At 51.0% G+C, this 26,468-nt stretch carries 22 protein-coding genes and 1 tRNA gene; 21 read left to right on the top strand and 2 right to left on the bottom strand.

Annotation, left to right across the window (positions count from 1 at the left end):
• The first annotated feature begins 269 nt into the window (after positions 1-269).
• From AC3Y2E_RS31610 to AC3Y2E_RS31580, 7 genes are all read left to right on the top strand, one after another.
• Positions 270-881 (top strand): hypothetical protein, encoded by a 612-nt coding sequence (locus AC3Y2E_RS31610; protein WP_379217272.1) that lies wholly within the window; start codon positions 270-272, stop codon positions 879-881.
• Positions 882-1,073: 192 nt separating this feature from the next.
• Positions 1,074-2,612 (top strand): peptidoglycan DD-metalloendopeptidase family protein, encoded by a 1,539-nt coding sequence (locus AC3Y2E_RS31605; RefSeq protein ID WP_379217271.1) that lies wholly within the window; start codon positions 1,074-1,076, stop codon positions 2,610-2,612.
• A 200-nt stretch (positions 2,613-2,812) separates the two neighbouring features.
• Positions 2,813-3,535: a response regulator YycF gene (gene yycF, locus AC3Y2E_RS31600; protein ID WP_379217270.1), complete on the top strand. Its 723-nt coding sequence runs from the start codon at positions 2,813-2,815 to the stop codon at positions 3,533-3,535.
• Positions 3,532-5,370, top strand: a complete 1,839-nt coding sequence (gene walK, locus AC3Y2E_RS31595; RefSeq protein WP_379217269.1) for a cell wall metabolism sensor histidine kinase WalK — start codon at positions 3,532-3,534, stop codon at positions 5,368-5,370. Before yycF ends, walK begins: the two co-directional genes overlap by 4 nt.
• Positions 5,370-6,638: a YycH family regulatory protein gene (locus AC3Y2E_RS31590; protein ID WP_379217268.1), complete on the top strand. Its 1,269-nt coding sequence runs from the start codon at positions 5,370-5,372 to the stop codon at positions 6,636-6,638. The genes walK and AC3Y2E_RS31590 overlap by 1 nt, the downstream gene beginning before the upstream one ends.
• A 35-nt stretch (positions 6,639-6,673) precedes the next feature.
• Positions 6,674-7,429, top strand: coding sequence for a two-component system regulatory protein YycI (gene yycI / locus AC3Y2E_RS31585; protein ID WP_332072341.1), 756 nt, complete (start codon positions 6,674-6,676; stop codon positions 7,427-7,429).
• 46 nt (positions 7,430-7,475) lie between these two features.
• Positions 7,476-8,285 (top strand): MBL fold metallo-hydrolase, encoded by an 810-nt coding sequence (locus tag AC3Y2E_RS31580; protein ID WP_379217267.1) that lies wholly within the window; start codon positions 7,476-7,478, stop codon positions 8,283-8,285.
• On the opposite strand, the gene AC3Y2E_RS31575 is transcribed toward AC3Y2E_RS31580, so the two are convergent.
• A complete protein-coding gene (locus AC3Y2E_RS31575; RefSeq protein ID WP_190924050.1) occupies positions 8,251-8,460 on the bottom strand; it encodes a hypothetical protein in 210 nt (69 codons plus the stop codon). The genes AC3Y2E_RS31580 and AC3Y2E_RS31575 overlap by 35 nt on opposite strands.
• 178 nt (positions 8,461-8,638) lie before the next feature.
• Between AC3Y2E_RS31575 and AC3Y2E_RS31570 the strand changes: the two genes are divergently transcribed.
• The 7 genes from AC3Y2E_RS31570 (at position 8,639) to AC3Y2E_RS31540 (ending at position 19,110) form a co-directional block, all read left to right on the top strand.
• Positions 8,639-9,850: a S1C family serine protease gene (locus AC3Y2E_RS31570; protein ID WP_379217266.1), complete on the top strand. Its 1,212-nt coding sequence runs from the start codon at positions 8,639-8,641 to the stop codon at positions 9,848-9,850.
• Between the two features lie 3 nt (positions 9,851-9,853).
• Positions 9,854-10,021 (top strand): CxxH/CxxC protein, encoded by a 168-nt coding sequence (locus AC3Y2E_RS31565; RefSeq protein ID WP_190924046.1) that lies wholly within the window; start codon positions 9,854-9,856, stop codon positions 10,019-10,021.
• A gap of 79 nt (positions 10,022-10,100) precedes the next feature.
• Positions 10,101-10,580, top strand: a complete 480-nt coding sequence (gene rlmH / locus AC3Y2E_RS31560; RefSeq protein ID WP_332072344.1) for a 23S rRNA (pseudouridine(1915)-N(3))-methyltransferase RlmH — start codon at positions 10,101-10,103, stop codon at positions 10,578-10,580.
• A gap of 177 nt (positions 10,581-10,757) precedes the next feature.
• Positions 10,758-12,530 (top strand): sensor histidine kinase, encoded by a 1,773-nt coding sequence (locus AC3Y2E_RS31555; protein ID WP_379217265.1) that lies wholly within the window; start codon positions 10,758-10,760, stop codon positions 12,528-12,530.
• Positions 12,531-12,562: 32 nt separating this feature from the next.
• Positions 12,563-13,696, top strand: a complete 1,134-nt coding sequence (locus AC3Y2E_RS31550; protein ID WP_379217264.1) for a response regulator — start codon at positions 12,563-12,565, stop codon at positions 13,694-13,696.
• A gap of 132 nt (positions 13,697-13,828) precedes the next feature.
• On the top strand, positions 13,829-18,667 hold the full coding sequence (locus tag AC3Y2E_RS31545) for an SGBP N-terminal domain-containing protein (protein ID WP_379217263.1): 4,839 nt from the start codon (positions 13,829-13,831) through the stop codon (positions 18,665-18,667).
• Positions 18,668-18,747: 80 nt separating this feature from the next.
• Positions 18,748-19,110, top strand: coding sequence for a LytR/AlgR family response regulator transcription factor (locus AC3Y2E_RS31540; protein ID WP_379217262.1), 363 nt, complete (start codon positions 18,748-18,750; stop codon positions 19,108-19,110).
• 106 nt (positions 19,111-19,216) lie between these two features.
• On the opposite strand, the gene AC3Y2E_RS31535 is transcribed toward AC3Y2E_RS31540, so the two are convergent.
• A tRNA-Met gene (locus tag AC3Y2E_RS31535) sits at positions 19,217-19,292 on the bottom strand.
• 755 nt (positions 19,293-20,047) lie between these two features.
• Here AC3Y2E_RS31535 and AC3Y2E_RS31530 point away from each other — a divergent pair.
• The 7 genes from AC3Y2E_RS31530 (at position 20,048) to AC3Y2E_RS31500 (ending at position 26,462) form a co-directional block, all read left to right on the top strand.
• Entirely contained in the window at positions 20,048-21,019 is a 972-nt protein-coding gene (locus AC3Y2E_RS31530) for a hypothetical protein (RefSeq protein WP_379217261.1), read from the top strand.
• A 27-nt stretch (positions 21,020-21,046) separates the two neighbouring features.
• The gene (locus tag AC3Y2E_RS31525; RefSeq protein ID WP_379217260.1) at positions 21,047-21,772 is read left to right on the top strand and encodes an ABC transporter ATP-binding protein; all 726 of its coding nucleotides are present in this window, start codon (positions 21,047-21,049) and stop codon (positions 21,770-21,772) included.
• A complete protein-coding gene (locus tag AC3Y2E_RS31520) occupies positions 21,769-22,491 on the top strand; it encodes an ABC transporter permease (protein ID WP_379217259.1) in 723 nt (240 codons plus the stop codon). The genes AC3Y2E_RS31525 and AC3Y2E_RS31520 overlap by 4 nt, the downstream gene beginning before the upstream one ends.
• Positions 22,492-22,494: 3 nt before the next feature.
• Entirely contained in the window at positions 22,495-23,976 is a 1,482-nt protein-coding gene (locus AC3Y2E_RS31515; protein WP_379217258.1) for a sensor histidine kinase, read from the top strand.
• A 1-nt stretch (position 23,977) separates the two neighbouring features.
• The gene (locus tag AC3Y2E_RS31510; RefSeq protein WP_190924027.1) at positions 23,978-24,694 is read left to right on the top strand and encodes a response regulator transcription factor; all 717 of its coding nucleotides are present in this window, start codon (positions 23,978-23,980) and stop codon (positions 24,692-24,694) included.
• Between the two features lie 278 nt (positions 24,695-24,972).
• Positions 24,973-25,395, top strand: a complete 423-nt coding sequence (locus AC3Y2E_RS31505; RefSeq protein ID WP_379217273.1) for a DoxX family protein — start codon at positions 24,973-24,975, stop codon at positions 25,393-25,395.
• Between the two features lie 407 nt (positions 25,396-25,802).
• Positions 25,803-26,462 (top strand): hypothetical protein, encoded by a 660-nt coding sequence (locus AC3Y2E_RS31500; RefSeq protein WP_379217257.1) that lies wholly within the window; start codon positions 25,803-25,805, stop codon positions 26,460-26,462.
• Positions 26,463-26,468 lie beyond the last annotated feature (6 nt).

The raw sequence follows: 26,468 nt of genomic DNA, 5'->3' as shown, positions 1-26,468 counted from the left end.
GCAGTCTTCTTGAGCTTTACAATGAACATCACCCCCAAAGGGGATAATCTTGGAGGAGCCGGATGCGATGACCCGCACGTCCGGATCTGTGAGAGGCCCATGCAATTGTGCATGGGCCTACTCGATTGCGCGTTCAGGCGGCTAGCGTCGCCGGCCGTTGTTTGGGCTGCTTCCTCCTTTTACCGTTTCAAGCGGGGAGATTTCGTCAATACTGGTGCTATTCGGACATCCTGCTTCAAGGGAAGCGCGGAAGGTGGAGGCGGTGCATCATGAAATTTTTCGGGTGGCTCGGCAAAGTATTGGTTGCGGCGGTCGTGGCTGCGTGTATCTCGGTCGTTACGACTTTTTATGTGGTCCAGCACTATGTTCAGGAGCTGATTAAGCCGTTTCAGGCGGTTTTGCCGGAAAAACAGCTTGGACTTTCAGAATTTGTTGCAAAATTGTGGACGGAGTCGAATATAGTAGGGCAAGGAGGTACGCAGCAGGACCGAGAGGAGAACGCGCCGAAGCCTCAGACGGACACGAGTACGAGTCCGGATACGAGTACCAAAACGGGCACGGGGACGGGTACGACACCGCCGCCGGACGACGCCGTCGCCGTCTGGTCCAGATCCGGCTCGAGGGAAGCTTCGCAGAAGGACAAAGTGGTGATGAGCGCAGAACAGTTTCAGACGAAGCGCGAAAAACTTTCGGAGGAAGACAAGACGACCGTATTTTCCTTACTCATCTCCAGGTTGCCCCAGGAGGAACTGCAGCAATTGTCCGCGATGATGGAGGACGGCATTACTTCGGCGGAGCTTGCGGAGATCGAGAAGATCGTGGAAAACTATTTAAAACCCGATGAATTCGAAAAATTAATAGGCATTGTGAACAAATACTAGAACCGCCTGTTCTACGGACAGGAGCGGGGATACGACCGAGACACCTTACAGCCCCTTCACGATCCTCTCACAGGTCTTTGCCGCAGCAGGTTGAAAATGATAGACAGACTGTGGTAAAGTAGAAACATTGGTGTCGGCTGTTGCCGAATGTTGCCAAGTTTCGATTAAAAACCAATGTAAGAGGAGAAATTCATGAACTCATTCAAGGAGAAAGGTTGGGCGAAGAACGCGCTTGGCAAAGTAAAGCGTCTGTTTAGCAAAGCCCAATATAATAGCTTGACTGAACAACTCAGGGAACAACGTCCTCTACACCGCACAGAATCCCTGCTAAGGACGTATAAGCTCCGGTTATTGCAAGGCGTAGGCGCTCTCGGAATACTGGCCTCAATCTCTGTCGGAGGCAATGAATATGTAAAGCTCCATACCTATGAGGTATACCACGTATATGTCGGGGATCAGATGGCCGGCACGGTCAGCGACCCTAAGATTGTAGAAGAGTACATTATCGGGAAAGTCAAGAAGCTCGAAGAGGATAACCCTAATGTACATATGGTTCTTAATTCCGATGAGGTCGCCTACAAAGCTGAAAAGGCTTACAAAATCGAAAGCGACGATCAAGCGGCTCTGACGAGCCTGGACGGCTTGCTGAAAGCGCATGCCGTGGGCGTAGAGCTGGTCGTGAACGAACAGACGGTCGGTATAGTGAAGGATAAGGAAACCGCGGAAGAGATTCTCGACCGCATCAAGAACAAATATTTGCCTCAGAAAAAAGACGGCAGCCGCGTATCGGTGTTATCCGTCGCGCCGGAGCCAACCGTCGGCGAACCTGTCGTCCAATCCGTCGACTTCCTCGAGAAGGTCGACATGAAAATTACCGAGATTAAGCCGGATCAGGTGATGAAGCCGGACGATCTGGTGACCAAGCTCGAGACCGGCAACGTCGGACCGTCCAAATATACGGTCGAGAAGGGTGACTGCGTCGGCTGTATTGCCAAGAAGCTCGGCATCTCCAAGCAAGTGATCTACGAGAAAAACCCGTGGATTCAAGACGATAAAATCCGGATAGGCGACGTGCTTGACGTAACGGTGCTCAAGCCGGCGCTTACGGTCCGGACGGTCGAGAAGGTCGTCGAAAATCAGGAAATCCAGCACGAGATCATCTATGAGAAAGACGATACGATGCGGGCTGGCGAGACAAAGACGATAAAGCCCGGCAAAAACGGCATGAAAAAGGTCACGTTCCTAGTTACGAAGGGTAACGGTTATATGCTGGATCAGGAGATGGTCGGCGAGGAAGTCGTCGAGCAACCGGTTCCGGAATACGCCAAAAAGGGAACGAAAGTGATTCTTGGAGAAGGTACCGGCAAGTTCGTGTGGCCTGTCGTCGGCGCGAAGCTTTCCGACTATTTCGGAATGCGCTGGGGCAAGATGCATAAAGGCATCGATATTACGGGTAACAAAAACATTTTAGCATCCGATAATGGCGTAGTGACCTATACCGGCGATAAAGGCGACGGATACGGCAACAAAGTTGTTATTGACCATAAGAACGGCTATGTGACCGTATACGGCCATATGAGCAAGATTGAGACGTCCAAAGGCAAAATCGTTGAAAAAGGCGAGAAAATCGGAATAATGGGCGATACCGGATTCTCTACGGGCGTTCACCTGCACTTCGAAATTCAGCGCAACGGTACGGCCGAGAACCCGCTCAAGTTTTTATCCCGCTAAGCTGCTATCGTTTTGATCCTATTTATCTTCAAATGCAAGTTCTATCGTACGAATCCAGAGGGATGAAGCTGACCGAAGTCAGCTTTATGCCTCTTTTTCTATGTGAAGCCGGGGGATATTTCCTATTACCCGAACGATTGCGATTTGAAACCGGTTCTATGGTAATATAAAGAGAGAAATGCGAATGGACGGTGAAGAGGATGTACGGAAAAATATTGGTCGTCGACGATGAACAGCCGATCGCGGAAATATTAAAGTTTAATCTGGAGAAGGAAGGGTACCAGGTCATCTGTGCATTCGACGGCGGGACGGCCGTGGAGCTGGCGTTCTCCGAAGATCCGGACCTCATCCTGCTGGACATTATGCTTCCCGTCAAGGACGGCATGGACGTGTGCCGCGAAGTGAGGGCGAAGAAGGATACGCCGATCATTATGCTGACGGCCAAAGATTCCGAGGTGGACAAGGTGCTCGGCCTGGAGTTCGGGGCCGACGATTATGTCACCAAGCCGTTCGGGACACGGGAACTGCTGGCCCGGGTGAAGGCCCATCTACGCCGGCAGACCAAGTCGGTGCAAAACCAGCAGGAAGCCGCGGAGCCGGCGGGACTGCGCATACACCGGCTGATGATCGATACGGATATGTACTTGGTGTACAAGGACGGGCAGACGCTCGATTTGACGCACCGGGAGTTCGAGCTTGTCCATTATATGGCCAAAAACTGCGGACGGGTGATGACGCGGGAGCATCTGCTTCAGGCCGTATGGGGCTTTGAATATTTGGGCGATGTGCGTACGGTCGATGTGACGATCCGCCGTCTGCGCGAGAAGCTCGAGGACGACCCGAGTCGTCCGGAATACATTATGACGCGCCGAGGGCTCGGCTATATGATGCGCAACCCGAAGGCAGGAGGCGCTCCCTATTGAGAGGAACGAGGTTCTTCCAGTCGATCCAGAGCAAGATCATCATTATCTATGTCTTACTGATCCTGATGGCGATGCAGCTGATCGGCGTGTACTTCGTGCGCACGATGGAGCGGTCGTTCATCGATAATTTTACCGATTCGCTGAGCAAGCAGGCGTACCTGCTCGCCAACTTCGCGGAGCCGTTTCTGAATGCGAGCCAGGAGGCTGGAGCGACGGCGGAAGGGAAGAAAACGTACGCCGACCTGGACGAGATCGTAACGAATCTGTTCAACATCAGCGACGCCGAGATCCAGATTATCGACGCCAACGGGATCGTGCTGACCACGTCCTCTCAGAGCCAGAAATCGTTAATCGGCCAGAAAAATTTGCAGGCTGAGGTTATCTCCGCGCTGCAGGGCATCAAAGATATCGAATCGGAAACGGTGGATACTGACGGAACCCGGCGTAAAATTGTCGCCCAGCCGATCGGCGAAGGCGCCAAGGTGATGGGGGCGATCTATATCGTCGCCTCGATGGAATCGCTGTACGGAACGATGAACCGGATCAACAAAATCTTTTTGTCCGGAACCGGTATCGCGCTCGTGCTGACCGTGCTGCTCGGCGTTATTTTGTCGCATACGATTACCAATCCGATCAAAGCGATTACGAAGCAAGCGTCCGCGATCGCCGACGGCAACTTCAATCAGCGGATGCTGGTGGAAGGGCCTGACGAGATCGGCCAGCTCGGCAATGCGTTCAACCATATGACGAACCGGCTGAAGGAAGCGTTATCGTCGATCGAAGAGGAGAAGGAAAAGCTCGCCTCCGTTCTGTCCAATATGAACGACGGGGTGATTGCGACCGACGACCAGGGCAAAGTCATCGTCGTGAACCGCCGGGCGAAGCAAATGCTGAACATCGGAAGCCAGGATGTGACCGATAAGGATATCACAGAGCTGCTCGGCATGCCGGACGGCAACATCGAAGGCAAGGTGAAGGGGGAGCAGCACAATGCGAGTATCCAAATCGCCAATGAGGAAGAGGGGGATTTGAGGCTGCGGGTCGTCTTTACGGCCATTCACCGCCGGGATAAGGGCATTACCGGTACGATTGCGATGCTGCACGATGTGACGGAGCAGGAGAAGCTGGAGGATGCGCGGCGGGAATTTGTGGCGAATGTGTCCCACGAGCTGCGTACGCCTTTGACGACGATGAAAAGTTATCTGGAGGCGCTCGATGACGGGGCGCTTGATGATCCGGAACTGGCTCACCGTTTTGTAGGCGTAATGCGCAATGAGACGGAACGGATGATCCGGCTGGTCAACGACCTGCTGCATCTGTCGAGGCTCGACTCCCGCAAGGCGCTGATCAGCAAGGAGCTGACCCACGTGCCGGATATGCTGGAGGAAGTGGCGGACCGGTTCTCGTTTCAGCTCGACCAGAAAGAAATTTCGATTGAACTGGACATAGAAGCGGGCATTCAGGACATGCTGCTGGATCGCGATCAGATCGATCAGGTGCTCGATAATCTCGTCTCCAATGCAATCAAGTACACCCCGGAACGGGGAGCGATCGTGATCGGGGCTAGACAAACCGGCAAGGATTGGCTGGAAGTGATGGTGCAGGACAACGGGATGGGGATTCCGCGGAAAGATCTCTCCCGTATATTCGACCGGTTTTACCGGGTGGACAAAGCCCGTTCCAGAAATATGGGGGGAACCGGACTCGGGCTGTCGATTGCCCGGGAAATAGTGAAGGCGCACGGGGGAACGATTACACTCGAATCGGAGCTGAATCAGGGAACCCGCGTTATCTTTGCACTGCCGATCCAGCAGACGGAGGGGGATACGGGGTAATGGAGCAATTCAAGTCTTGGCTGCTGGTTGCACTTGTGTTGGGAAGCCTGCTGCAAAGCTACATGCTCGTATTCAGCTCGCCGAGGCCCGGCCCGGCTATTCCTACGGAGTACGTCCAGACGGATGTGATCGGGACACAGATGACTGCGGAGGAGCTGCTGTTCCCGGAGCAGATCGTGCTGCACTCGGGGAAACAGACGCATACGGTGCTGTACCCGAACCATCTACATTTCAAGGAAATTATGAAGACGCTAAAGGGCCGGACGTTCGATAACATTCGCCGCAATGCGCCTATTTTGTCCGGAATCGATTGGGAGGAAATCCGCAATAAACAGACTGGTGTAGAGGTTCGTTTCCGCGGAGGGATTCCGTTTAGCATATTAAGAACGGTGTTTCAGTTGAAGGGCGATCTTCCTCTCGAGACGGAAGCGGTCACCCGGATCTGGATTTATGTAAACCGCGAGGTGGAGGACGTCCGTACGTTTTTCCAGACGGAGTACAGCACCTATGAGGCCCGTGCCGATCTGAACAGTAAAAACGTCGAGCAGATGGTCGGTTTCGGCGAGCTTCAGGCGAGTTATCATTACAAGGACGACTTCTACTTGCCGGACCAGCCGATCGAGGTGCCGAAGTATCGGATCGGGGTTAACACGATTCCGATCGATCAGCTGCAGAAAACGCTGTTCGTCGATCCGCGCAATACGCGGAATTTCAGCAAGCAGGACGGCTCGGAAATTTACACCGACGGTAAAAGAGGGCTGCAGATCCGGCCCGATCAGCTGTGGATGAACTATTCCGACCCGGTGCCGGCGGTCGACAGCCGCAACGATATTCGAGAGAATCTGAATGCGGCGGTTCAGTTTATTAACCAGCACGGAGGCTGGAACGGCAGCTTCATGGCGAGATCGATCCCGCAGTCGCAGGTGATCGGGCGGCAGCTGTTCACGTTCCGCCAATACTACGATTCGTTCCCGATCATCGGAGACCGGGGCGAGAACTTCGGATTGATCCGGATCGTGCTGCAGAACCGAGTGATCGCGAACTACGAAAGATCGCTGCTGATGCTTGATTCGGCGCAGGTCGAGAGATCGCTGCAGAAGCTCGAAGGCGGCAAAGCGCTGGACGATCTGGTGAACGCCTATCCGCGCAGAAGTCTGGTCGTGTCCGTGACGCCGGCGTATCAGCCGGTTCTCCGCGACAAAGTGATGGACCTGAATCCGGTATGGGCTGTCGAGCTGCGCGACGGGACGTACGATATTTTGAAATAAGAGACGGCAAGCAGGAACGGGGGTGAGCGGCAGCGATGGATTGGAGCCGGGCCAAAACGATATTGATCCTGTCCTTTCTGGGACTGAACCTGTTGCTCGGTTATGAGCTGTGGAGCGGCAAGCTGAACATCGGCGAGTCGAAGCAGGCTTCGGCCGATATTGCCGAGGAATTAAACCGGATTATGATCAGCCGGGGGATGAAGCTGGCGGCCGAAGTGCCGAAGGAAACCCCGAAGATGCGGGAAATAGTGGTCAAGGCGGTGGAGGATGAGTCGTACGGCCGTAAAGTGAAGCTGTCTGCTCCGATCCGCTATAACTTATTTCTAAGCAAGGGCTCCTTGAAGGACTTGTCTAACCGGGGGATTCCCAAAATCGAGTCGTACAGCTATGACCGGACTACGAGCAAGGAAGGTTTGTTTATGATGAACCAGCTCGTGGGCGACTATCCGCTGTTCGATATTAATCTGGAGCTGTTCATTACCGGCGGGGAAGTAACCGGTTATCGTCAGGCGTACGTAGAGGTCGATACAAGCTCCGAGGCGAAGGAAGAGAAGAAGGTCATCTCGGCTTACACGGTGCTGCGGACGCTGGCGGAGAAATATTTCCCGAACGGGGCGGTTGTGACGGATATCCGGCTGGGGTATCACGGGCAGTTTTTTGATACGGAATGGTCGACGCTGCCGACGTTCCCGACGTGGCGCGTAGCGCTGGACAACGGAGATATGTATTACGTGCACGGGTTCCGCGGGGATGTGGAGAATGCGCCGCGAACGGATGCGAGCAAGCCATAAGAGCGGGTGCGGGAACTGAAGAACGGGAACAAGAGGGGAACTGGCAATGACATTACGCTATACGGTACTGGCAAGCGGCTCTACAGGCAATTCGCTGCTGGTGGATCATGAAGGAACGAAGGTGCTCGTCGACGCGGGCCTTAGCGCCAAGAAGATCGAGCAGTTGATGGAGGAGCGGGGCGTGAGGGGCTCGGAGCTGGACGCGATCTTGATCACCCACGAGCATTCCGACCATATTAAAGGAGTCGGCGCGCTGGCGCGCAAGCACGACTTGCCGGTGTACGCCAACGAGAAGACGTGGGAAGCGCTGAATAAGCATCTCGGCGCGCTGGCGGAAGAGAAAATCAAGGTCATGGAGACCGGAAGCGTCGTCGAGTTCGGCGGGCTGCAGGTCGAGTCTTACCCGATCTCGCACGATGCGGCCGAGCCGGTCGGTTACTGTTTCCACGACGGAGACACCAAGCTGAGTCTCGCAACCGACCTCGGCTATGTGAGCAGTAAGGTGAAGGAGAAGATCGCTGATTCCGATGCGATCATCCTGGAATCGAACCATGACATCGCGATGCTGCGGATGGGCAAATACCCGTGGAACATCAAGCGGCGCATTCTCGGCGATACCGGACACTTGTCCAATGAAGCGGCGGGCGAAGCGTTGTGCGACATTTTGACCGGGAAGACGGAGACGGTGTATCTCGCCCACTTGAGCCGCGATCATAACTTGATGGATTTGGCCAAACTGACCGTGAATAACATATTAGAGGAGCGCGGCATTCAGGCCGACGAGCGAAAGGTCGAGCTGAAGGACACGTATTTCGACCGGGCTACGAAATGGGATAGGCTGGGTCCTGACTCATAATCTGATCGACGGCGGCCATTCGGGCTTCGATCTCGCTGCGGGACAGAACGCCTTTCTCGATAAGCAGATCCATCAGCGCGGTGACGAGCAGCGTGTTGCGGTAATGCTCTTCCTTCAGATCGGCAAGCTTGGCGATGAGGTTCACTTCATCCAGATGGGAACGAATACGATTCATAAACATTTCTCTCCTTTTCCAGTGAATCCGGCTCGAACTTTCGCTGCAAATCTAGTAAAATGGAGGGAGCGGTTCTTATGGTTAGTATAGGCCGCTAGACGCGAAAACATTCCTCTTTTTTTCAGCCAGAAAAATGAGTGAAAATAGAGAGCGAAGTCTTCCGAGAGGAGAAACGGGCATGAGCTTGTTTGATGACGACTTCTACACAACGAAGATGCCCCGTAAAAGCCGCTGGACGCACAACGGTTCCGCCGTTCCCGCCGTGTCGAGGAGCAAGGATGGAAGAGTGGCGTTATTTGCGGTAACGGGAGGCGCAGCAGCGATTATGCTGGCTTCGCTCTTAATCGGGCTGGGCACGCACCGGGATGAGCCGGGGCAGCCGGCGGCCGTACCGGTTCTAGCGACCGGAGACAGCTATCAGATGAAGGAAGACCAGGTCGTCCGCGCGGTGGAGCAGGTGAAGCCGGCGGTAGTGAGCATTATAAGCGCGATCAAGGAAGAAGGCGCCGGCGATGCTCAGAGCCTCGGGATCGGCTCCGGCGTATTGTTCCAGAAAAACGGGGATAAAGCTTACATCGTAACGAACAACCACGTGGTCCAATCGGCTACGCAGATTGAAGTGATATTGGCCAATGGCGAGCACCGGAAAGCGAAGATGACGGGCAAGGATATGATTACCGATCTGGCGGTGATCGAGATCGACGCGGCAGGGCTTAAAGTATTCGCCGAATTCGGCGATTCGGATAAGCTGAAGGCCGGCCAGACGGCCATCGCCATCGGCAGCCCGCTCGGCCTGCGCTTCGCGCAAACGACGACTGTCGGCGTCATCAGCTCGCCGCATCAGAAGATCCCGATCTCGTTCGCCGGAGACGGCAACTACGATTGGGAGATGGACGTGATCCAGACGGATGCGGCCATTAACCAGGGCAACAGCGGCGGCGCGCTCATCAATCTGGAGGGCAAGCTGGTCGGCATCAACAGCATGAAGGTGGCCGAGAAGGGCGTCGAAGGACTCGGTTTTGCGATCCCGATCAACTCCGCCAAGGAAACGATCAACAGCCTGATCGAGTACGGCAAGGTGAAGCGGCCGTACATCGGCATTACTAGCGAGCCGCTTCGGGCTTTCAAGGGAATCGAAGTTTTAAAACTCCCGGATTCGGTCAAAAATGGGATTATCGTCATCGAGGCGGTAGGCCCTGCGAAGGAAGCGGGACTGGCGACGCACGACGTCATCACGGAGCTCGACGGCAAGCCGATCTCGAACAACGTGATGCTGCGCCAATACTTATACGGAGACAAGAAGATCGGCGACCCGATCAAGGTGACGTACTACCGCGGCGGTAAAAAAGCGACCGTAACGGTCCAACTGGGCGAAAAGAAAGAGGACTGATTCATGTTTGTCGTATGCAAGGAACACGTAGAGCTGGCGATCGATATGTTCGTCGACGAGTACGAGGAAGCGCCAGATATCTACGACTTGAACAAAGTGAGCTTTACCGCCTGGGAGCCTCCGGCTACCTGCGAACGGTGCGGGAACAAACCGCAATTTTTGGTGATATGAGCTGTAGCGGGGGGCCTGTGGGGGCTCCCTTCTTTTTTGTTTGGTGGATTGGACGGAATCGAGATGAGGACGGTGCAGGATGAACATCCATATTATTGCGGTCGGCAAGCTGAAGGAGAAATATTGGACGGACGGTATCGCCGAATACGCTAAACGGCTAAGCGCCTACGCGAAACTGACCATCACCGAGGTTGCCGAGGAGAAAGCGCCCGAGCGGATGAGCGAGGCGGAGGAGCAGCAGGTGAAGCAGAAGGAGGGCGAGCGCATCCTGGCGGCGCTGAAGGCCGACACCCACGTCATCGCCATGGCCATCGACGGCCACCTGTGGACGTCAGAGGAGCTGTCGGCGCAGCTGGAGCGCCTCGGCACTTACGGCAAGAGCCACGTCACCTTCCTCATCGGCGGGTCCAACGGCCTGTCCGACGACGTGCTGAAGCGGGCCGACCAGAAGCTGTCGTTCGGGCGGATCACGTTCCCGCATCAGCTGATCCGGCTGGTGCTGGTGGAGCAGGTTTATCGGGGGTTTAAGATTATGAGGGGGGAACCGTATCATAAATAGGGCGAAATTTTGGGCTGTGAAGCCTTATGGTGCTTGGAAAGCTGTCCAGCGGTCAATGGAGACATGATTAGAGAGGCTTTCATGTTAAAATGATATAATGTTGTAAAATGTCAAATTATCGGTTTGACGAGCTCTCTACGAGATGCGTCAATATGGGGAATACGGGGGCTTAGACACATGAATTACAATCTGTATTTATCGGCTCTACTGTTGGTGGCTACCTGTAGTACATTATTATTGTGCTATCTCGCATGGAAAAGAAGAGAGTTGCCAATTGCAATCAGTTACGGATTAGGGATGCTGGCTGGAGCATTCTATACATTTGGGTACGCTTTCGAGTTAACAAGCACAACATTGGAGCAGATTCGCTTCTGGCTTCGAATTGAGTATATTGGCATTCCCTTTGGAGCAACGCTATGGATTATTATGGTGCTGCAATATACTGGACGACAGGCTCTCATACGGAAGCCGCTTGTTGCTGCGTTATTGATTGTTCCTATGATTACACTTATTGCTCAATATACGAACGAGCAGCATCATCTATTTTATCATGCCATGTCCATCGATCTGTCAAAAGGATTCCCTCTGGTTCACTTGGTTAAGGGACCTCTGTATATGCTGCACCTGGGGTATTCCTATTTCTTTTTTGTAATTGGGATGGGCTTAATCATTCAGTTGTATCGCAAATCAACACCCCAGATGAAGAAGCCAATTGCCTACATGATCATTGGCTCCCTGGGACCGTTTGGGTTTCCTCTTATTTATTTGAGTGGTATTGTTGACCCGTCTATCGATATTTCACCGTTCGGATTTATTTTCTCAGGAGTATTCTATCTGTGGGGAATTTATCAATTCAATATGTTGAAGTTAGCTCCACTAGCTCTGCAGAAAGTGTTCGAATCGATGCAGGACGCCGTTATTGTAGTTGATCTTGATTACAGCATTACGGGCTATAATCAATCAGCAAGTCTTCTTATTGCAGGATTACATCGTAAGAAGGTTATCGGTCAGCCGGCATTGGAGCTATTCACACCCTATCCAGAGCTATTAGAAGTAGTGATTCAAGAACCTTCTTCGCATAATAAAGTGAAGATTATTAATGAAGGAGAAGATCGATTCTATCATGTGCATATAACGATGATTAATGATAAGAAGCAGAAGCCGGTTGGGAAGATGGTTCTGTTAAGCGATATAACGGACACTGTTCTCTATGAGGAGAGACTACTAGATAATGCCAGACAACTAGCAGAGCTGAATACGTTCAAAGATAAGATGTTTAACGTAGTCGCTCATGACATTCGTGATCCTCTGGCTGTTCTGATTAACTTAATGGAGTTATTGGAAGAGGAGCTAAACACCTCGGATGAGAACCATGAAGAAGTTGTCCATGAAATGGGGCAGCAAATCCACAATATATTCTCACTAGTAGAGAGCTTGGTAGAATGGTTTCAAAGTCAGCGAGGGGGAATAGTGTTTAATCCAGTTATAAGGGACTTAGCCCAAGTGGTTCAGACGAATATGCGATTCATGCAGGTTCGAAGTGCGGGTAAGAATATTCATATCGTATCCGAGATATCGGAAAGCTTGTACGTATTTGCTGACAAAGAAATGCTAGATTTAATCATCCGCAACTTGCTTTCCAATGCGATTAAATTCACAGAAAACGGGGGCAGTATTCGATTAAAAGCGGAGCTTGGAGTTGGCAAGATTATTGTCTCCGTCAGCGACACAGGATCAGGCATACCCGATGAACAAGCCGCCTGCCTCTTGCAGGAAGATTACCTCGTCTCATCTCTCGGTACTGCTGGTGAGCGAGGTGTCGGGCTAGGGCTTACGCTTTGTAGGGAATTCGTTCGCTTAAACGGGGGAGAAATATGGTTTGACAGCAAGCTTAAGCAAGGAAGCACTTTTTATTTTTCGCTTCAGTCTCCCCCTAAAGCTTCTGCATAACTTACGAATCTGGTTGCAAGGAAGGAAAGTCTATGAAGGTTGTTATTATTGATGATGAGAAGGCGATGCATCTCATTATGAAGCGTATGCTCAGTAAACTGGATGATGTCGAAATAATAGGAAGCTTCCAGGAGACAGCGGCGGCAAGTACTTATTTGATGGATCATGATGTGGATCTCATATTCATGGATATTAATATGCCTAGGGAAAGTGGTCTTGAATTTGCCGCGCGGTTAAGAGAGGATGGCAGACAAGTGAAGATCGTATTCGTGACCTCCCATACCGAATATTCGCTGCCTGCATTCGATGTATATGCCTTCGACTACATCGTAAAGCCAGTTAAATATGAGAGACTTCAACATACGATACAGAGGGCACAATCCAGTATGATTCCAACGTACAAACCTATCCAGTATGAGGCTTCTCCGACTTCGATACAGTTTCATTTTCTAGGTGGAATGGAGATTCGAACGGCTCGGAATGTGTTAGTCAAGTGGAAGACTAGCAAGAGTGCAGAGCTATTCAGCTTCTTGCTCATACACAAAGGTAGACTTGTCTCCAGAGCAAGAATTATTGAAGATATCTTCGGTGATATGCCCATCAAGAACAGTGAGACCTATCTGAACACGACAGTCTATCAGCTGCGCAAATTATTGGATACCTATGGACTTAAGGGAAGCTTGCATTCTGATCCTAAACACTATGCACTGGATATTGCTCAGATCAGTGTCGATTACGTCACGTTTGAAGAAGGCTGTAAACAGCTGGTAATCATAGAAGACAACAATTTCGATAAGGCGCTTGAGCTAGAGCGGCTATATCATGGAGATTTATTCGGAGAATGTGCATTCCAATGGGCTAGGAGCGAGGTTGAACGATTATCGCAGCTGTATACATCCTTAACTCATCGGTTGTGCGACGCCTTATTAACTAGAGGGGATACGCAAGTTGCAATCAGGCTCTTAAACAAGCTAACGGATCGTAATGAGCTAGATGATGAAACCATGAAGCTGCACATGAGGGCGTGGGCTTTGATGAAGAACACAGACGCCTTGAACCGATTATATGCCCAATTCAGAGAGACGCTGGACAGAGAGCTGGGAATAAGCCCATCCAATGAGGTTACTGCGCTATATAATGAATTGATTGTGGGGTTAGATTCATAACATATCGGTCAGATGAAGGGCCCAATAGAAGGGCTCTTTTTTGTTGTTGCAGTTTGTCATTCTGTTGTCATTGGGGGTCTGTATACTTGTCCTAAGTAGGAAAAGAAACAACACTCCAAGGAGGTAAATGGCATGCGAGTTATGGTTCAAAAAGGGATCTCATTCATTTTAGTGATGGTATTAGTTTTAGGTGCATTGAATGGGCTGACTATGGGTGCAGGTAAAGTCCATGCGGCAGTAGCGTTCGCTGGAGGAACGGGGACTTCAAGCGATCCATATCAAATTGCGAACGCTGATCAGCTCAATGAAGTCAGGAATCATCTCGGAGCAGGGATCTACTTCATACTAACGTCAGATATTGACTTGAGCTCCTACGCTGGCGGTGCCGGTTGGACTCCAATTGGTGCTAACTACGAAAATCCTTTTTATGGAAATTTGAACGGTAACGGCTTTACAATAAGAAATTTAACGATCAATACAGGTGGTGCGGATCATGTAGGACTCTTCGGTGTAGCTGCATATGGAAGCTCATTTGCTAACATTATTCTTGAGAATGTTAATGTGCGGGGGAGATATTATGTTGGCGGGTTAATTGGAATTGGCGAGAATAATGTTAGCAATGTCTACGTCACGGGAAATGTGGTTGGAATAGAAAGTGTAGGCGGCTTGGCAGGTTGCCTTTATGGAGGGAGTATCAATAACAGCTACTTCATAGGAAGCGTGATTGGATCTCAACTTGCAGGCGGGTTGGTAGGGTACCATTACGGTGATATTGTTAACAGTTACGCGGCAGGAAATGTGACGGGTAATAGCCCTTATAATGGTGGCTTGATCGGATTGTCAGACGGGGGTGCTATCACTAACAGCTTCTACGACAAAACCACTTCAGGACAAGTAGATACAGGAAAAGGCGAAGGAAAGACTACTGAAGAGATGAAGAAGGCGAGTACTTATACGGGGTGGGACTTTACATCGCAATGGTATGTCTTCGAAGGTCAGTATCCACAACTATGGGCCTTTACTAAGTTAATAAAAGGAACAACTGCTGGAACAACGAAATTATTTCATGTAGCCACAGGTATGGAGTATTCGCTTAATGGTAACCCTTATGTTCCTATCACAGGGGATTCTGTTGAAATTACTGTAGTTGCTGAAGATTCAATCGATGTCCGTGTAATCGCAGCTCCATCAAGCCATAGGACTTTAACAGTCGATCTTTCAGATATCAGAGGGCTTATACCTCCTGCTCTAACCGCCGATACGACAGAGAACTACACGGCTAATGACATTGAAATGACGTTCGTCAATGATCCAGTTTGGCTTTCGGGGATAACAGCGGTGAAAGATGGGGCTACGACACTCGATAAGGGTACGCAATATACAATTGAAGCGGGAAAGCTCAAGATATTCGCTGGGGTACTGGCAAAGGGAAATAATTCGATTATAGTAACAGCACCCAATTATGATGATGCAGTGGTAACGCAGATGGTAACGAATAAGCAACCTCCTGCTCTAACAGCCGACACAACAAGTCCTTATCCCACGAATGAGATCGAAATTACATATACGGACGATCCGACATGGCGCGGGGTGATTACGGCTGTGAAAGACGGAACCACGACACTCGTTCAAGATACGCAATACAAAATTGAAGCAGGAAAGATCAAGATATTCGCAGGTGTGCTAGCAAAAGGGAATCATTCCATAACAGTGACAGCCATCAATTATGATGCTGCTGCGGTCTCACAATTCGTATCTCACCAGTTTTCTGGAGCAGGAGAAGGATCACAGTCCAATCCTTTTCAGATTGCAACTGCGGATCAACTTAATGAGGTTAGGTATCTTCTAGCATCGGATATTTATTTTGAGCTGGTGGATGATATTGATCTCGGAGTTAGTCCATATGTAGACGGTGAAGGCTGGTTGCCAATCGGTAAGTATGGTGAGGAATTTCAAGGGAAGTTGGATGGCAAAGGCTACAAAATCACGGGATTAAAGATAGCTAGATCAACCATGGATGTAGGGCTATTCGGTAGAACATCGTCCACGAGCAGTCTAAATAATATGGGTCTAGAAAATATTAATTTGAGCGGGAACGATCAAATGGGCGGCTTGGTTGGATTCAATCAAGGTGCTATCAGTAATAGCTACAGCAGCACAGGTTCTGTAAGTGGAAGTGGTAAATTTTATCTAGGTGGGTTGGTTGGATACAATCAAGGTTCAATCAGCAATAGCTATAGCAATATGGTTATTGTGAGTGGTAGAGGCGATATAGGTGGGTTGGTTGGTACCAATAAAGGATCAATTAGCAACAGCTACGCCACAGGAAGTGTGTCGGCGATACTCAGTACAGTGGGCGGGTTAGTAGGTAGCAACTACCCTGGCATTGGAAAAGTCAACAATAGCTTCTACGAGAGCACAACAACGGAGACCGATACAGGAAAAGGCTGGAGTAAGACGACTGAACTAATGAAGACTGAAAGTACGTATTCTGGTTGGTTCACTTCTAATGTATGGGGGATCGATTCATCAATTAATGCTGGATATCCCTATTTGAAAGCTTTTTACCGCTTTATGACTTATAACGGCAACGGCAACACAGGAGGAAATGCCCCAACTGACAGTAAGATCTATACGCGTGATGCAGATGTAGTTGTAGTATCGAATGGAAATCTAGTCAAGTCGGATCATAACTTCACTGGATGGAATACATTAGCAGATGGTAGTGGTACCAGCTACGAGGAAGGTGACACATTCGCAATTACAGCCAATATGACGCTGTATGCGCAATGGATTAGTACGGCGAAAGGATTCTCTACATTCAGCTTCAGCTTCGCAGGACTGAGCCCAACGGTAACAGGGATAGTTTACGAAGCGAACAAGACGATTGCCTTGACCGTTCCATACGGAACGGATATAACGGCATTAGTCCCTACATTCACAACCACAGGTGCTAGTGTGAAGGTAGCCAATACGAACCAAGTGAGCGGAACGACAGCGCAGGATTTCACTTCTGCAGTTACGTACACAGTAGTAGCGGCAGACAGTAGCGAGCAAGACTATACAGTAACAGTTACGGTAGCAGAGAATACGGCGAAAGCGATCTCCACATTCAGCTTCGAGGGATTGAGCCCAACAGTAACGGGGATCGTATATGAAGTCGACAAGGCGATTGTCGTAATCGTGCCATACGGAACGGATGTAACAGCGCTAGTGCCCACCTTCACAACAACGGGTGCTAGTGTGAAGGTGGCGAGTGCAGATCAAGTGAGCGGAACGACAGCGCACAATTTCAATTCTGCAGTTACATATACGGTAGTGGCGGCAGACGGCAGCGAGCAAGACTATACGGTAACGGTTACGATAGCAGGGAACACGGAGAAAGCAATCTCCACATTCAACTTTGCGGGATGGAGCCCAACTGTAACGGGGATCGTATACGAACCGAACAAGACGATTGCCTTGACCGTGCCATACGGGACGGATGTAACAGCGCTAGTCCCCACCTTCACAACAACGGGTGCTAGTGTGAGAGTGGCAGGTACAGATCAAGTGAGCGGAACGACGGCGCAGGATTTCACTTCTGCGGTTACGTATACGGTAGTGGCGGCAGACGGCAGTGAGCAAGAGTATACGGTAATCGTTACCGTAGCAGAGAATACGGAGAAAGCAATCAATGCATTTAGCCTAGCGGGATTAAGCCCAACAGTAACGGGGATAGTTAACGAAGTGAACAAGACGATTGCCTTGACCGTGCCATACGGAACGAATGTAACAGCGCTAGTGCCCACCTTCACAACAACAGGTGCTAGTGTGAAGGTGGCGGGTACGGATCAAGTGAGCGGAACGACAGCGCACAATTTCACTTCTGCAGTTACGTACACGGTGGTGGCGGCAGACGGCAGTGAGCAAGACTATACAGTCATAGTTACCGTAGCAGCGAATACGGAAACACCATATTCAGGTGGCGAGGTAATTCTACCAGTTAGTGATGCCCCTGTGATCTCGACAGATGGTCAATTAACGCTTCCTATAGGCAAATCAGGTGAAGTTAGCTTGTTAAAGGGGGTCACAGTATCTATTCCTGCGGATGCATCAAAACAAGAGTTAAAAATAACAATAGAAAAGCTGTTAAATACGCAGAACCTGCTAACGAAACAAGAAGTTCTAGCAAGTCCGATCTTCGAGATTCTGAAGAATTTCTCTGAGAACTTCAGAAAGCCAGTAACGCTAACCTTTGTGTTCGATCCAGCAAGCTTAAAGAGCAATCAAAGGGCAGTTGTATTCTACTATGACGAAGTGAAGAAGGTTTGGGTCGAAGTTGGTGGTAAAGTGAAAGGGAATCAAATCACTATAGAAGTGGATCACTTCACGAAGTATGCGGTAATGGCGGTTGGCGAAGTGAAAGACAAGCCGACAACAGAGCCTAATGTTAGCTTTAGCGATGTCACTGGACACTGGGCAGAAGCCGATATTAAGCAAGCAGTAAGCAGTGGAATCGTGAGGGGTTATTCGGATGGCACATTTAAGCCAGGCCAAACCGTCACGCGGGCTGAATTTGCAGTGATGCTAATCCATGCATTGAAGCCGCAGGGTGAGGGAGTAGAACTGATCTTCACAGATACAGCGAAGATTGGAGCGTGGGCACGGAAGGCAGTTGCTCAAGCTGTACAAGCGGGTATTATTAAGGGTTATTCAGACGGTGCCTTCCGTCCGAATGCGGAGATCACACGTGCGGAGATGGCATCCATGATCGCAGTTGCTTCGGGTCAATCAAGCGAAGCAAATGCCGTAACGGGATTTGTGGATGATGATGAAATTCCGACATGGGCAAGAGGCAGTGTTGCTTATGTGAAGCAAGCGGGCATTATTCAAGGCAAAGGCGGTAATACATTTGCGCCGCAAGACAATGCGACAAGAGCTGAGGCAGTTACCGTTCTGTTGAAACTACTAGCTCATATTAAAGAGTAACGAGGTTGGAATAATAATAGGGAGCCCTGCTATTTAGGGTTCCTTCTAAATATCACTTGTCTTTGTAGGAGGTGCTTCAGTTGAAGGTCGTTATTATCGATGATGAGAAGGCCATGCATCTCATTATGAGACGAATGCTTGCTAAGCTTGATCAAATCGAAATCGTGGGAAGCTTCTTTGAGACTACATCTGCATTCTCTTATTTGACGAATCATAACGTGGACTTGGTATTTCTAGATATTAAACTGCCGGGGGAGAACGGTCTAACGTTTGCTCATCGAATAAGAGAACGTGATGGACAGATGAAGCTGGTTTTCGTTACATCCTATAAAGAATATGCACCTGCTGCATTCGATGTACAAGCTTATGATTACATTGTTAAACCTCTGAGGCAGGACAGACTTCACAAAACCGTGCAAAGAGTAATTTCAGAGGGACATTAATAAGACTGAAGCGAACCAGAAATAACAAAGATAAAACAAAAATGCCTTTAATCCAATCAGCGGGTTAAAGGCATTTTGTTATATATAGCGAGCAAGAATTGTAAATTGGTTGCGGGGGAGGATTTGAACCTGCGGCCTTCGGGTTATGAGCCCGACGAGCTACTGGGCTGCTCCACCCCGCGATAGTATGTTTGGTTCATAATGACGGACACCAGCTAAATCGAAATTTAGTTTAAAATGCTGGCCTGGTTGAAAATCTATATACTGTACGAACTCAAATGGGTCGGTAGGTGTGCGGCCGCGTGTTGCTATTAATATTTCTAGATCAGAACTGTTCTCACTGAGGTTATATCGATCAAGGATATTGAGATAATCAGGTCGTTTTTTACGCGGATCACTTCCATCTTGCTCAACGTGTCGAAGCCCTTTTGAATGACTTCGTCTAACAGTTCCAGGTCGTGTCGGATACGCTTTGAGCTGTCTTGTTCCGCCAGTTCCTTCTCCAGAGTGGCCTTAACCTTGGCACGTTCTTCCCGCGGTTGCTCAGTTCAATCGTCTCGATCTTCTTGCTTTCGTTCATCGTAATTCGCTTGATGAATAGGTGCAGCAACGTTTTTCGCTGTTCGAATGGTGCGGAGGTGAGCACCTGATGGAATCCGTGAACAGCTGGAACGAAGCATTTCGAAAGGCAGACATTTGTATAAGTTTGTAGTGAATGGCGTGGGGTGTATCGTGGAGAACCATCCTGAATATCTGACGCGGAATGATAATAGTGAAGTTTATTATGAAGTGCTGAACAGCAGTCTTGAATCCTATAAATACAGTGTACCGATTTTAGAAAACTTTTCGAATTGCTTTCGAGGGACTTTAGACTCCTCCTCTAAACTAAGGTTGTAGGCAAGAGAGAGACCATACAACCTTAAAGGAGCGAGGGAAAATGAAAAAGAAAAACAAATTCATCATGATCGGCGCGGTGGTTGGTGCCATGACGTTATTTACGGCGACGGCGTTCGCGTATAGTCCGAATACGACAGGCTACGATGCGTTCAAGGCGGTGCTGAAAGCGAACCATGCATCGGGGACCGAGATGGAGAGCGCGATGGTCAACGGAAACATCAGCTTGACGGTTGACGGCGAGACGGTGTTGAAGGCGGACGGCACGGGGAAGATGGGGAAAGCGGGCGGAGAGCACAACGTTAGTGGCGACCTCGATTTTACGCTCATGGGCGTCGAACGACAAGCCAGCCTGTACAGCAGTGGCGACGATGAGGTCTATCTCGTAGACCGAACGCATGATTTGCATTATCAGGTAATCAATTTGGACGATGAACATGCCGGCGAACACCGCGATTGGTCGGATAAGGAGGAGTTTCAGGATCGCCCGATGAACAAGGCGGAAGAAGCGCTTCTCGATTTCCTGGTGGGCGACCTGAAGGATAACTTCAGCGTGGCGAACCAGGCGGACGGCTCGAAGACGATTACGGTCGACATCAGCAAGGAGGATATTCCGCTTCCGCTGCGTTTACTGATGGACGCCGCTTCAGCCGAGGACAAAATAGGGCGCACGCATGCGCCGGAAGCGCATGCGGAGTGGGGGCAGCTGGGACAGCTTCCTTTCTTCCAAGGACTTGAAGGGATCGACCTGAAAGCGCAATTGCCGGAGCTGAGGGATGACGTTGCCATTGAGCATGTACGGCTGCAAATGACGGTCGATGCGAATAACAAGGTGCAAGGCGTGCAGGGCGAGCTTGAAGTGAGCGGCAAAGATAAGGCAGGCGTCACCCACCGCGTGGAGCTGGAAGGCGCAGGCAACATAAGCGGCATCAATGCCACGACGCCGGATGCGCATGACCCTGCCGGCAAGTCCGTGGAAATGATCGACGTGGCAACCTTTGACGACCGCAGCTAACACAATGGACCCTGGGAGGACCTGCCTATGTTCGAAGTAAACGATCTGACGAAGGTCTACCCCGGCGGACGCGGCATCCAAGGACTGAACCTCACCGTGCAAGCCGGTGAGGTTGTCGCCTTGCTGGGGCCGAATGGAGCCGGGAAGACGACGGCGCTGCAGGCGATGGCCGGCTGGATCGGGACGGACCGCGGGGAAGCATGCTGGAACGGAGCCTCCGTCGCCGACCGGCCCGAGATGACGAGGCTGTACATGGGCCTGATGATCGGAGAGCCGTCCCCGTACCTCTATCTCACGGGATATGACTATTTGAGGTGCTACCATAAGCTATATCCCGGTGTCGACGAAGCGCGCATCCGGCAGGCGCTGGAACTCGTGGGCATGACGAAGCACCAAGACATGAAGATCAAGAAGTACTCCACCGGCATGAAGCAGCGGCTCGAGCTGGCCAGCGTGCTGCTCCACCGGCCTAAGCTGCTGATGCTTGATGAGCCATTCTCGGGCATGGACATCGAGGGCAGGCGGGAGATCTCGATGATGTTGCGCGGCCTCGTGGCCGAAACGGGGATGAGCGTCATCGTGTCGTCGCATCAGGTGCACGACATGGAGGATTGGATCACGCATGCTTGCATCGTTTACGAGGGGCGGCATGTCCATACGTCGGGCATCGCGGGGATCCGGGAGTCCTATGCAGGTGTGGAGGACTATTATTTGCATCATCTCGCACAGGAAAGGAGTGGGGCGGCCGTATGATTGCGCAGATGAATAACCTCGCCGCGGAGGAGCTTCGCAAGCTGTTCCGTGGAGGCAAGCTGAAGGTTCTGCTTCTTCTCTCCTTCATCATTGGCGTTCTCTTCGTCTTTGTCGGCGACCGTCTTGGACTCGAAGACAACCTGCCGCAGACGGCAATCGAGCTGCTGCTCGCGGTCGTGCTTCCTTTCCTCATGGTGGCGCTCGGCAGCGACCTAATGATCGGCGAATTCAAGGGGGCAATCAAGCATGCGCTTAAGCTGCCGATTAGCCGGGAGTTTCTCTTCATGGGGAAATTGTTCGCGGGGTGGGCGGCCGGCGCTTTAATTGTTCTGTGTATGTTGGTGCCGACCTTCATTGGAGGCTTCATTCTTCACGACGTGCCTGCGGCGTCAACGCTTGGTGCAGGTTTAGCGGAGCTTGGCGGCGCGATCCTATTCAGCGGTTTGTTGCTTGTACTAGCGAACAGCGTGTCCCTATGGGTGGGGAGCAGCGCTGTCGGGATGGCGGTGAGCGTCGTGCTGTGGATGGCGATGAGCGTGGTCGGATTTCTCGAGCCGGGGCTGAATCGGTTCCTCGTCACGAACTATGCGGATTGGCTGCAGCCGCTCCTGTATGGAGGGGATGCCGGCATGACGGTTTCCACGTTGCTATTTATGGCAGCCTACTATATCATTGGCACTATATTGGGCTTGCTAGCCTTTCAAAGAAAAGAGTTCTGATGTATGTCAATACGATTGAAGCTTATTTTAACGTATTTATTGGGTACGATTCTGACGGCGATTATCGTTGCGATGCTCGGCATCGGTATTGTCACGGCGATTCTATCGTATCTCGTAAGCAGTATCGTGAAGGATCAATCCCCGCATGAAGCCTTCTCCCGGGGCATCGACCTGTTCGTGGATCTGCGCTATGCGGAGCGGTACGCGCCGGAGGAGCTGAAGTCCCCCGAGTTCGCGGCCTCTATCGGGGAACGGCTGAAGCCGTTCGAGGGCTTCCTTGTCGTCCGGCAAGGCGAGCGCTGGGAAAGCTATGGCGAGCTCAGCGAAGGAGAAGCGTTCTTGAGGCAGCTACGGCAGGATGTGGCCGCGGCTGGACCGAAAGAAGACGGCATGTTCGTCGTGAGCGCGTGGGAGGAACGCGACTTGCTGTCGATAGCCTACGATTTTCCCGGAATCAACGATCCATTGACGTATTACCTGGTGGCCGACATGACGATGGCAGAGTCCAAGACAAACCGATTCGAGTTGTTCGTGCTGCTTGGCATCGCGATTCTTGTCGGCATCATTCTCGTTCCGCTGCTCTGGATCACGACGAGGGATATCGTTAGGCCGCTGCGACAGCTCGAACAGGGCTCCCGGCGCATTGCCGAAGGGGACTTGAACTTCCGTCTGGAATCCAAGGTGCGCAACGAAGTGGGAGGCGTCATCCGCTCGTACGAGAAGATGCGCGGCGAGTTGCAGCGATCGATCGACGTTCAGCTGGCGCTCGAGGAGAACCGCAAGGAGCTGATCTCGAATATTTCGCATGATCTCAAGACGCCGCTAACTTCGATCAAGGGTTACGTAGAAGGGATTCGGGTAGGCGTAGCGGACGATCCGGAGAAGCTGAAGAAGTATATCGACGTGATCTATGCGAAGACGCTCGATATGGACCGGATGATCGACGATCTGTTCCTCTTGTCGAAGCTGGATCTCGAGCAGGAACGTTTCTACTTGGAGACGGTGCCCCTCGAGTCGTTCTATAGGCAGACGATGAGCGAGCTGCATATGGAGTGCGAGCGCGCGGGCGTGCGGCTGACGAGCGAATATGAGGCGGGGCAAGAGGATGTCGTGACGATGGATGTCCAGAAGATGAAGCGCGTCATGCTGAACCTCGTTGGCAATTCGGTGAAATTCATGGATAAGCAGGAGCCCCATATCCACGTGCACATCGGGCGGCAGTCGGAGGAATGGGTTGTGGAGGTTACGGATAACGGACCGGGGATGGGACCGGACGAACTGGATCGAATTTTTGATCGATTCTATCGGGGGGATGCGTTCCGCAATCAGAACGTGGCCGGTTCCGGGTTAGGCCTTGCCATCGTGAAGCAGATTATCGCGAATCATGGCGGAACGATCCATGCGAGAAGCGAGCCGGGACAGTCCATGACGGTGATGATTAGCATTCCGATGAAACGGGATAGCAAGGAAGCGGGGAGAGCGTGAGATGTCGAAGCGCAAAGTGTTAATCGTGGAGGACGATCAAGCGATCGCCGAGCTGGAGCGGGATTTTCTCGAGGTGAATGGCTACGAGGTCACCCTTCGGGCTGATGGCCGGCAAGCGCTGGAGGAAGCGCTGGAGCGGGAATACGATCTGATCATTCTGGACGTCATGCTGCCGGGCATGGACGGCTTTGATCTATTGCGGCGGATTCGGGAGACGAAATACATTCCGGTGCTCATGGTATCCGCCCGCAAGGAGGATATCGACAAGATCCGAGGCCTTGGCCTAGGGGCGGACGATTACGTGACGAAGCCGTTCAGCCCGACGGAGCTCGTGGCGAGGGTGAAGGCGCATCTCGATCGGTATGATCGATTGACCGGTGTCGCGGCAGGCACCGGTTCTTCGCATGGCCGGAAGTCTCGCGAGCTGAACATTCGCGATCTCGCGATTCAGGTCGATGCAAGACGAGTGACGATCCGCGGGGCGGAGGTTACGATGACGGCTAAGGAGTTCGACCTGCTGCTGTTCCTCGCGGAAAACCCGGATCGGGTCTATTCCAAGGAGGCGTTGCTGGATCGGGTCTGGGGAATCGACAATTATGGCGATACCGCCACGGTCACGGTCCATGTAGGGAAGATCCGGGACAAGATCCAGAAGGACCCGTCGCAGCATCAGTTTATCGAGACCGTATGGGGCGCGGGATATCGCTTCAAGGTGTAAATGCGCAAGTAGTCGCCGTGATTCGCGGGGACTTTTTTTTTGCTATTTTTCACTGTACGTCCAACCGTATTAAGGGCACTCGCCGATCCGCTCCACTGTCACTTTAACAGTATCATTTTTTGACATGATTAGGGGTTACGATGATCTCAGCAACAGAAAAGGAATATCACTCTCCAATACAACGATTGAGATGGGGCAGAGACAGCGAGACGGCTTGGTATACGGGGACATGTGGATTCCGGTTGCAAGAATTGAACGAGGTCATAGGAGGAATGGAAATGAGCACAATGACAAGTCATGAAAAAATCGCGAAGGTTGAATCCAGCCCTATTGGAAGGAAGGTCGCTTATTGGACCGTCACCGTCATTCTCGCATTCTCTATTGCGTTAAGCGGTATCGGGCAATTGATGCGATATGGCGGCAATGTCGATTTGGTGGCCGGTATTGGTTTCCCGTTATACATCACGAACATTCTCGGAGCTTGGAAGCTGCTTGGCGTCATCGCGATCGTTATACCAGGCTTCCTCCGGCTTAAGGAATGGGCTTACAGCGGTATCTTTTTTCTAATGACGGGTTCGGCCTTATCCCACGCGTTCGCAAACGATTATGGCGATGGCGGATTCCATATGATCCTTCCGCTTTTCTATGCCGCGCTTGGCATCGCTTCCTGGGCACTGCGTCCAAAAAGTCGCAGACTCTAAGGGGAACATTGGAGCAATCAACACCTCTTTTATTCGCGATAAAAATTCGCGGTTAGAGTGATACGCCGAACCTTATCATAAGTGACGGCGAATGGTTGACATTGTTACGGTCTAATAGATTGAATGGGATAAATAATATATCGTAGATTCGTTTGCATCTCGAAAGAGATGCTTTTTTCGCTTTAAGGTTCCCGACGACGATCTCTTCACCAATTACAGCAAGATTTGAAAAGTAAAAGGCAGGCTATATTTGTTAAGTTATACTCGACAAAACATAAAAAAGGAAGGGACTGTGGCAAAAAAATGATTTCAAAAATAACCTCTTTGGATAGTTGAAGTCGGAAACTTGTTATGTCGAGAAAGACTTGGCGATCATTTTATTAATACTTAGAAGTGGAGGAATCATCGTGAATGTAGAGCACAATAAAGAGGGAAGTAAATCAATAATAACAGCACATGTTCTCGTCCGGTGGTCAGGATTTATGGCAATAATAGCAGGGATTCTATATATCGTCATTCAGTTTATCCACCCGACAGATCATATCTCTTCTGTGAACACAAACTCTTGGGTAGTGATTGCATGCCTGACTATTGCTATGTCGCTCTTTAACCTGATCGGAATTGCGGGAATTTATATAAGCCAAGCGAAAGAAGCGGGGTGGCTTGGCTTGGTCGGTTTCCTTTTGTTCAATCTGTTCTGGTTAATCTCAATAATTTTTAGTTTCATCGAAGCATTCGTTTTGCCGTTGTTGACAAATGACGCTGCGAAGTTTGTGGAAGGAATGGTTGGGCTCTTTGGTGGAACTGTCAGCGAGGTAAATCTGGGTATTTTCCCACTATTAGCGCCGATCGCGGGAGTATTGTATACGCTAGGAGGTCTGTTGCTAGGCATCGCCACATTACGTGCCAGAGTTTTGCCTCGCCTATCAGCAATTCTGCTCGCCTTCGCTGCTGTAGTGACCCTTGCTGCCGCGATCATCCCTCATCCACTTGATCGGGCATTGGCGATACCTATGGGAGTTGCTCTTATATGGATGGGATATGTGATTTGGTCGAGACGTAAGTAAGCATCG

This window comes from Paenibacillus sp. MAH-35 (assembly GCF_058135425.1).
This window is presented reverse-complemented; position numbering and strand designations above follow the sequence as displayed.

Coding starts and splice junctions, on each gene's coding strand:
- AC3Y2E_RS31610 (WP_379217272.1), top strand. CDS start 270: ATGAAATTTTTCGGGTGGCTCGGCAAAGTATTGGTTGCGGCGGTCGTG.
- AC3Y2E_RS31605 (WP_379217271.1), top strand. CDS start 1,074: ATGAACTCATTCAAGGAGAAAGGTTGGGCGAAGAACGCGCTTGGCAAA.
- yycF (WP_379217270.1), top strand. CDS start 2,813: ATGTACGGAAAAATATTGGTCGTCGACGATGAACAGCCGATCGCGGAA.
- AC3Y2E_RS31590 (WP_379217268.1), top strand. CDS start 5,370: ATGGAGCAATTCAAGTCTTGGCTGCTGGTTGCACTTGTGTTGGGAAGC.
- yycI (WP_332072341.1), top strand. CDS start 6,674: ATGGATTGGAGCCGGGCCAAAACGATATTGATCCTGTCCTTTCTGGGA.
- AC3Y2E_RS31580 (WP_379217267.1), top strand. CDS start 7,476: ATGACATTACGCTATACGGTACTGGCAAGCGGCTCTACAGGCAATTCG.
- AC3Y2E_RS31575 (WP_190924050.1), bottom strand. CDS start 8,460: ATGAATCGTATTCGTTCCCATCTGGATGAAGTGAACCTCATCGCCAAG.
- AC3Y2E_RS31570 (WP_379217266.1), top strand. CDS start 8,639: ATGAGCTTGTTTGATGACGACTTCTACACAACGAAGATGCCCCGTAAA.
- AC3Y2E_RS31565 (WP_190924046.1), top strand. CDS start 9,854: ATGTTTGTCGTATGCAAGGAACACGTAGAGCTGGCGATCGATATGTTC.
- rlmH (WP_332072344.1), top strand. CDS start 10,101: ATGAACATCCATATTATTGCGGTCGGCAAGCTGAAGGAGAAATATTGG.
- AC3Y2E_RS31555 (WP_379217265.1), top strand. CDS start 10,758: ATGAATTACAATCTGTATTTATCGGCTCTACTGTTGGTGGCTACCTGT.
- AC3Y2E_RS31550 (WP_379217264.1), top strand. CDS start 12,563: ATGAAGGTTGTTATTATTGATGATGAGAAGGCGATGCATCTCATTATG.
- AC3Y2E_RS31545 (WP_379217263.1), top strand. CDS start 13,829: ATGCGAGTTATGGTTCAAAAAGGGATCTCATTCATTTTAGTGATGGTA.
- AC3Y2E_RS31530 (WP_379217261.1), top strand. CDS start 20,048: ATGAAAAAGAAAAACAAATTCATCATGATCGGCGCGGTGGTTGGTGCC.
- AC3Y2E_RS31525 (WP_379217260.1), top strand. CDS start 21,047: ATGTTCGAAGTAAACGATCTGACGAAGGTCTACCCCGGCGGACGCGGC.
- AC3Y2E_RS31520 (WP_379217259.1), top strand. CDS start 21,769: ATGATTGCGCAGATGAATAACCTCGCCGCGGAGGAGCTTCGCAAGCTG.
- AC3Y2E_RS31515 (WP_379217258.1), top strand. CDS start 22,495: ATGTCAATACGATTGAAGCTTATTTTAACGTATTTATTGGGTACGATT.
- AC3Y2E_RS31510 (WP_190924027.1), top strand. CDS start 23,978: ATGTCGAAGCGCAAAGTGTTAATCGTGGAGGACGATCAAGCGATCGCC.
- AC3Y2E_RS31505 (WP_379217273.1), top strand. CDS start 24,973: ATGAGCACAATGACAAGTCATGAAAAAATCGCGAAGGTTGAATCCAGC.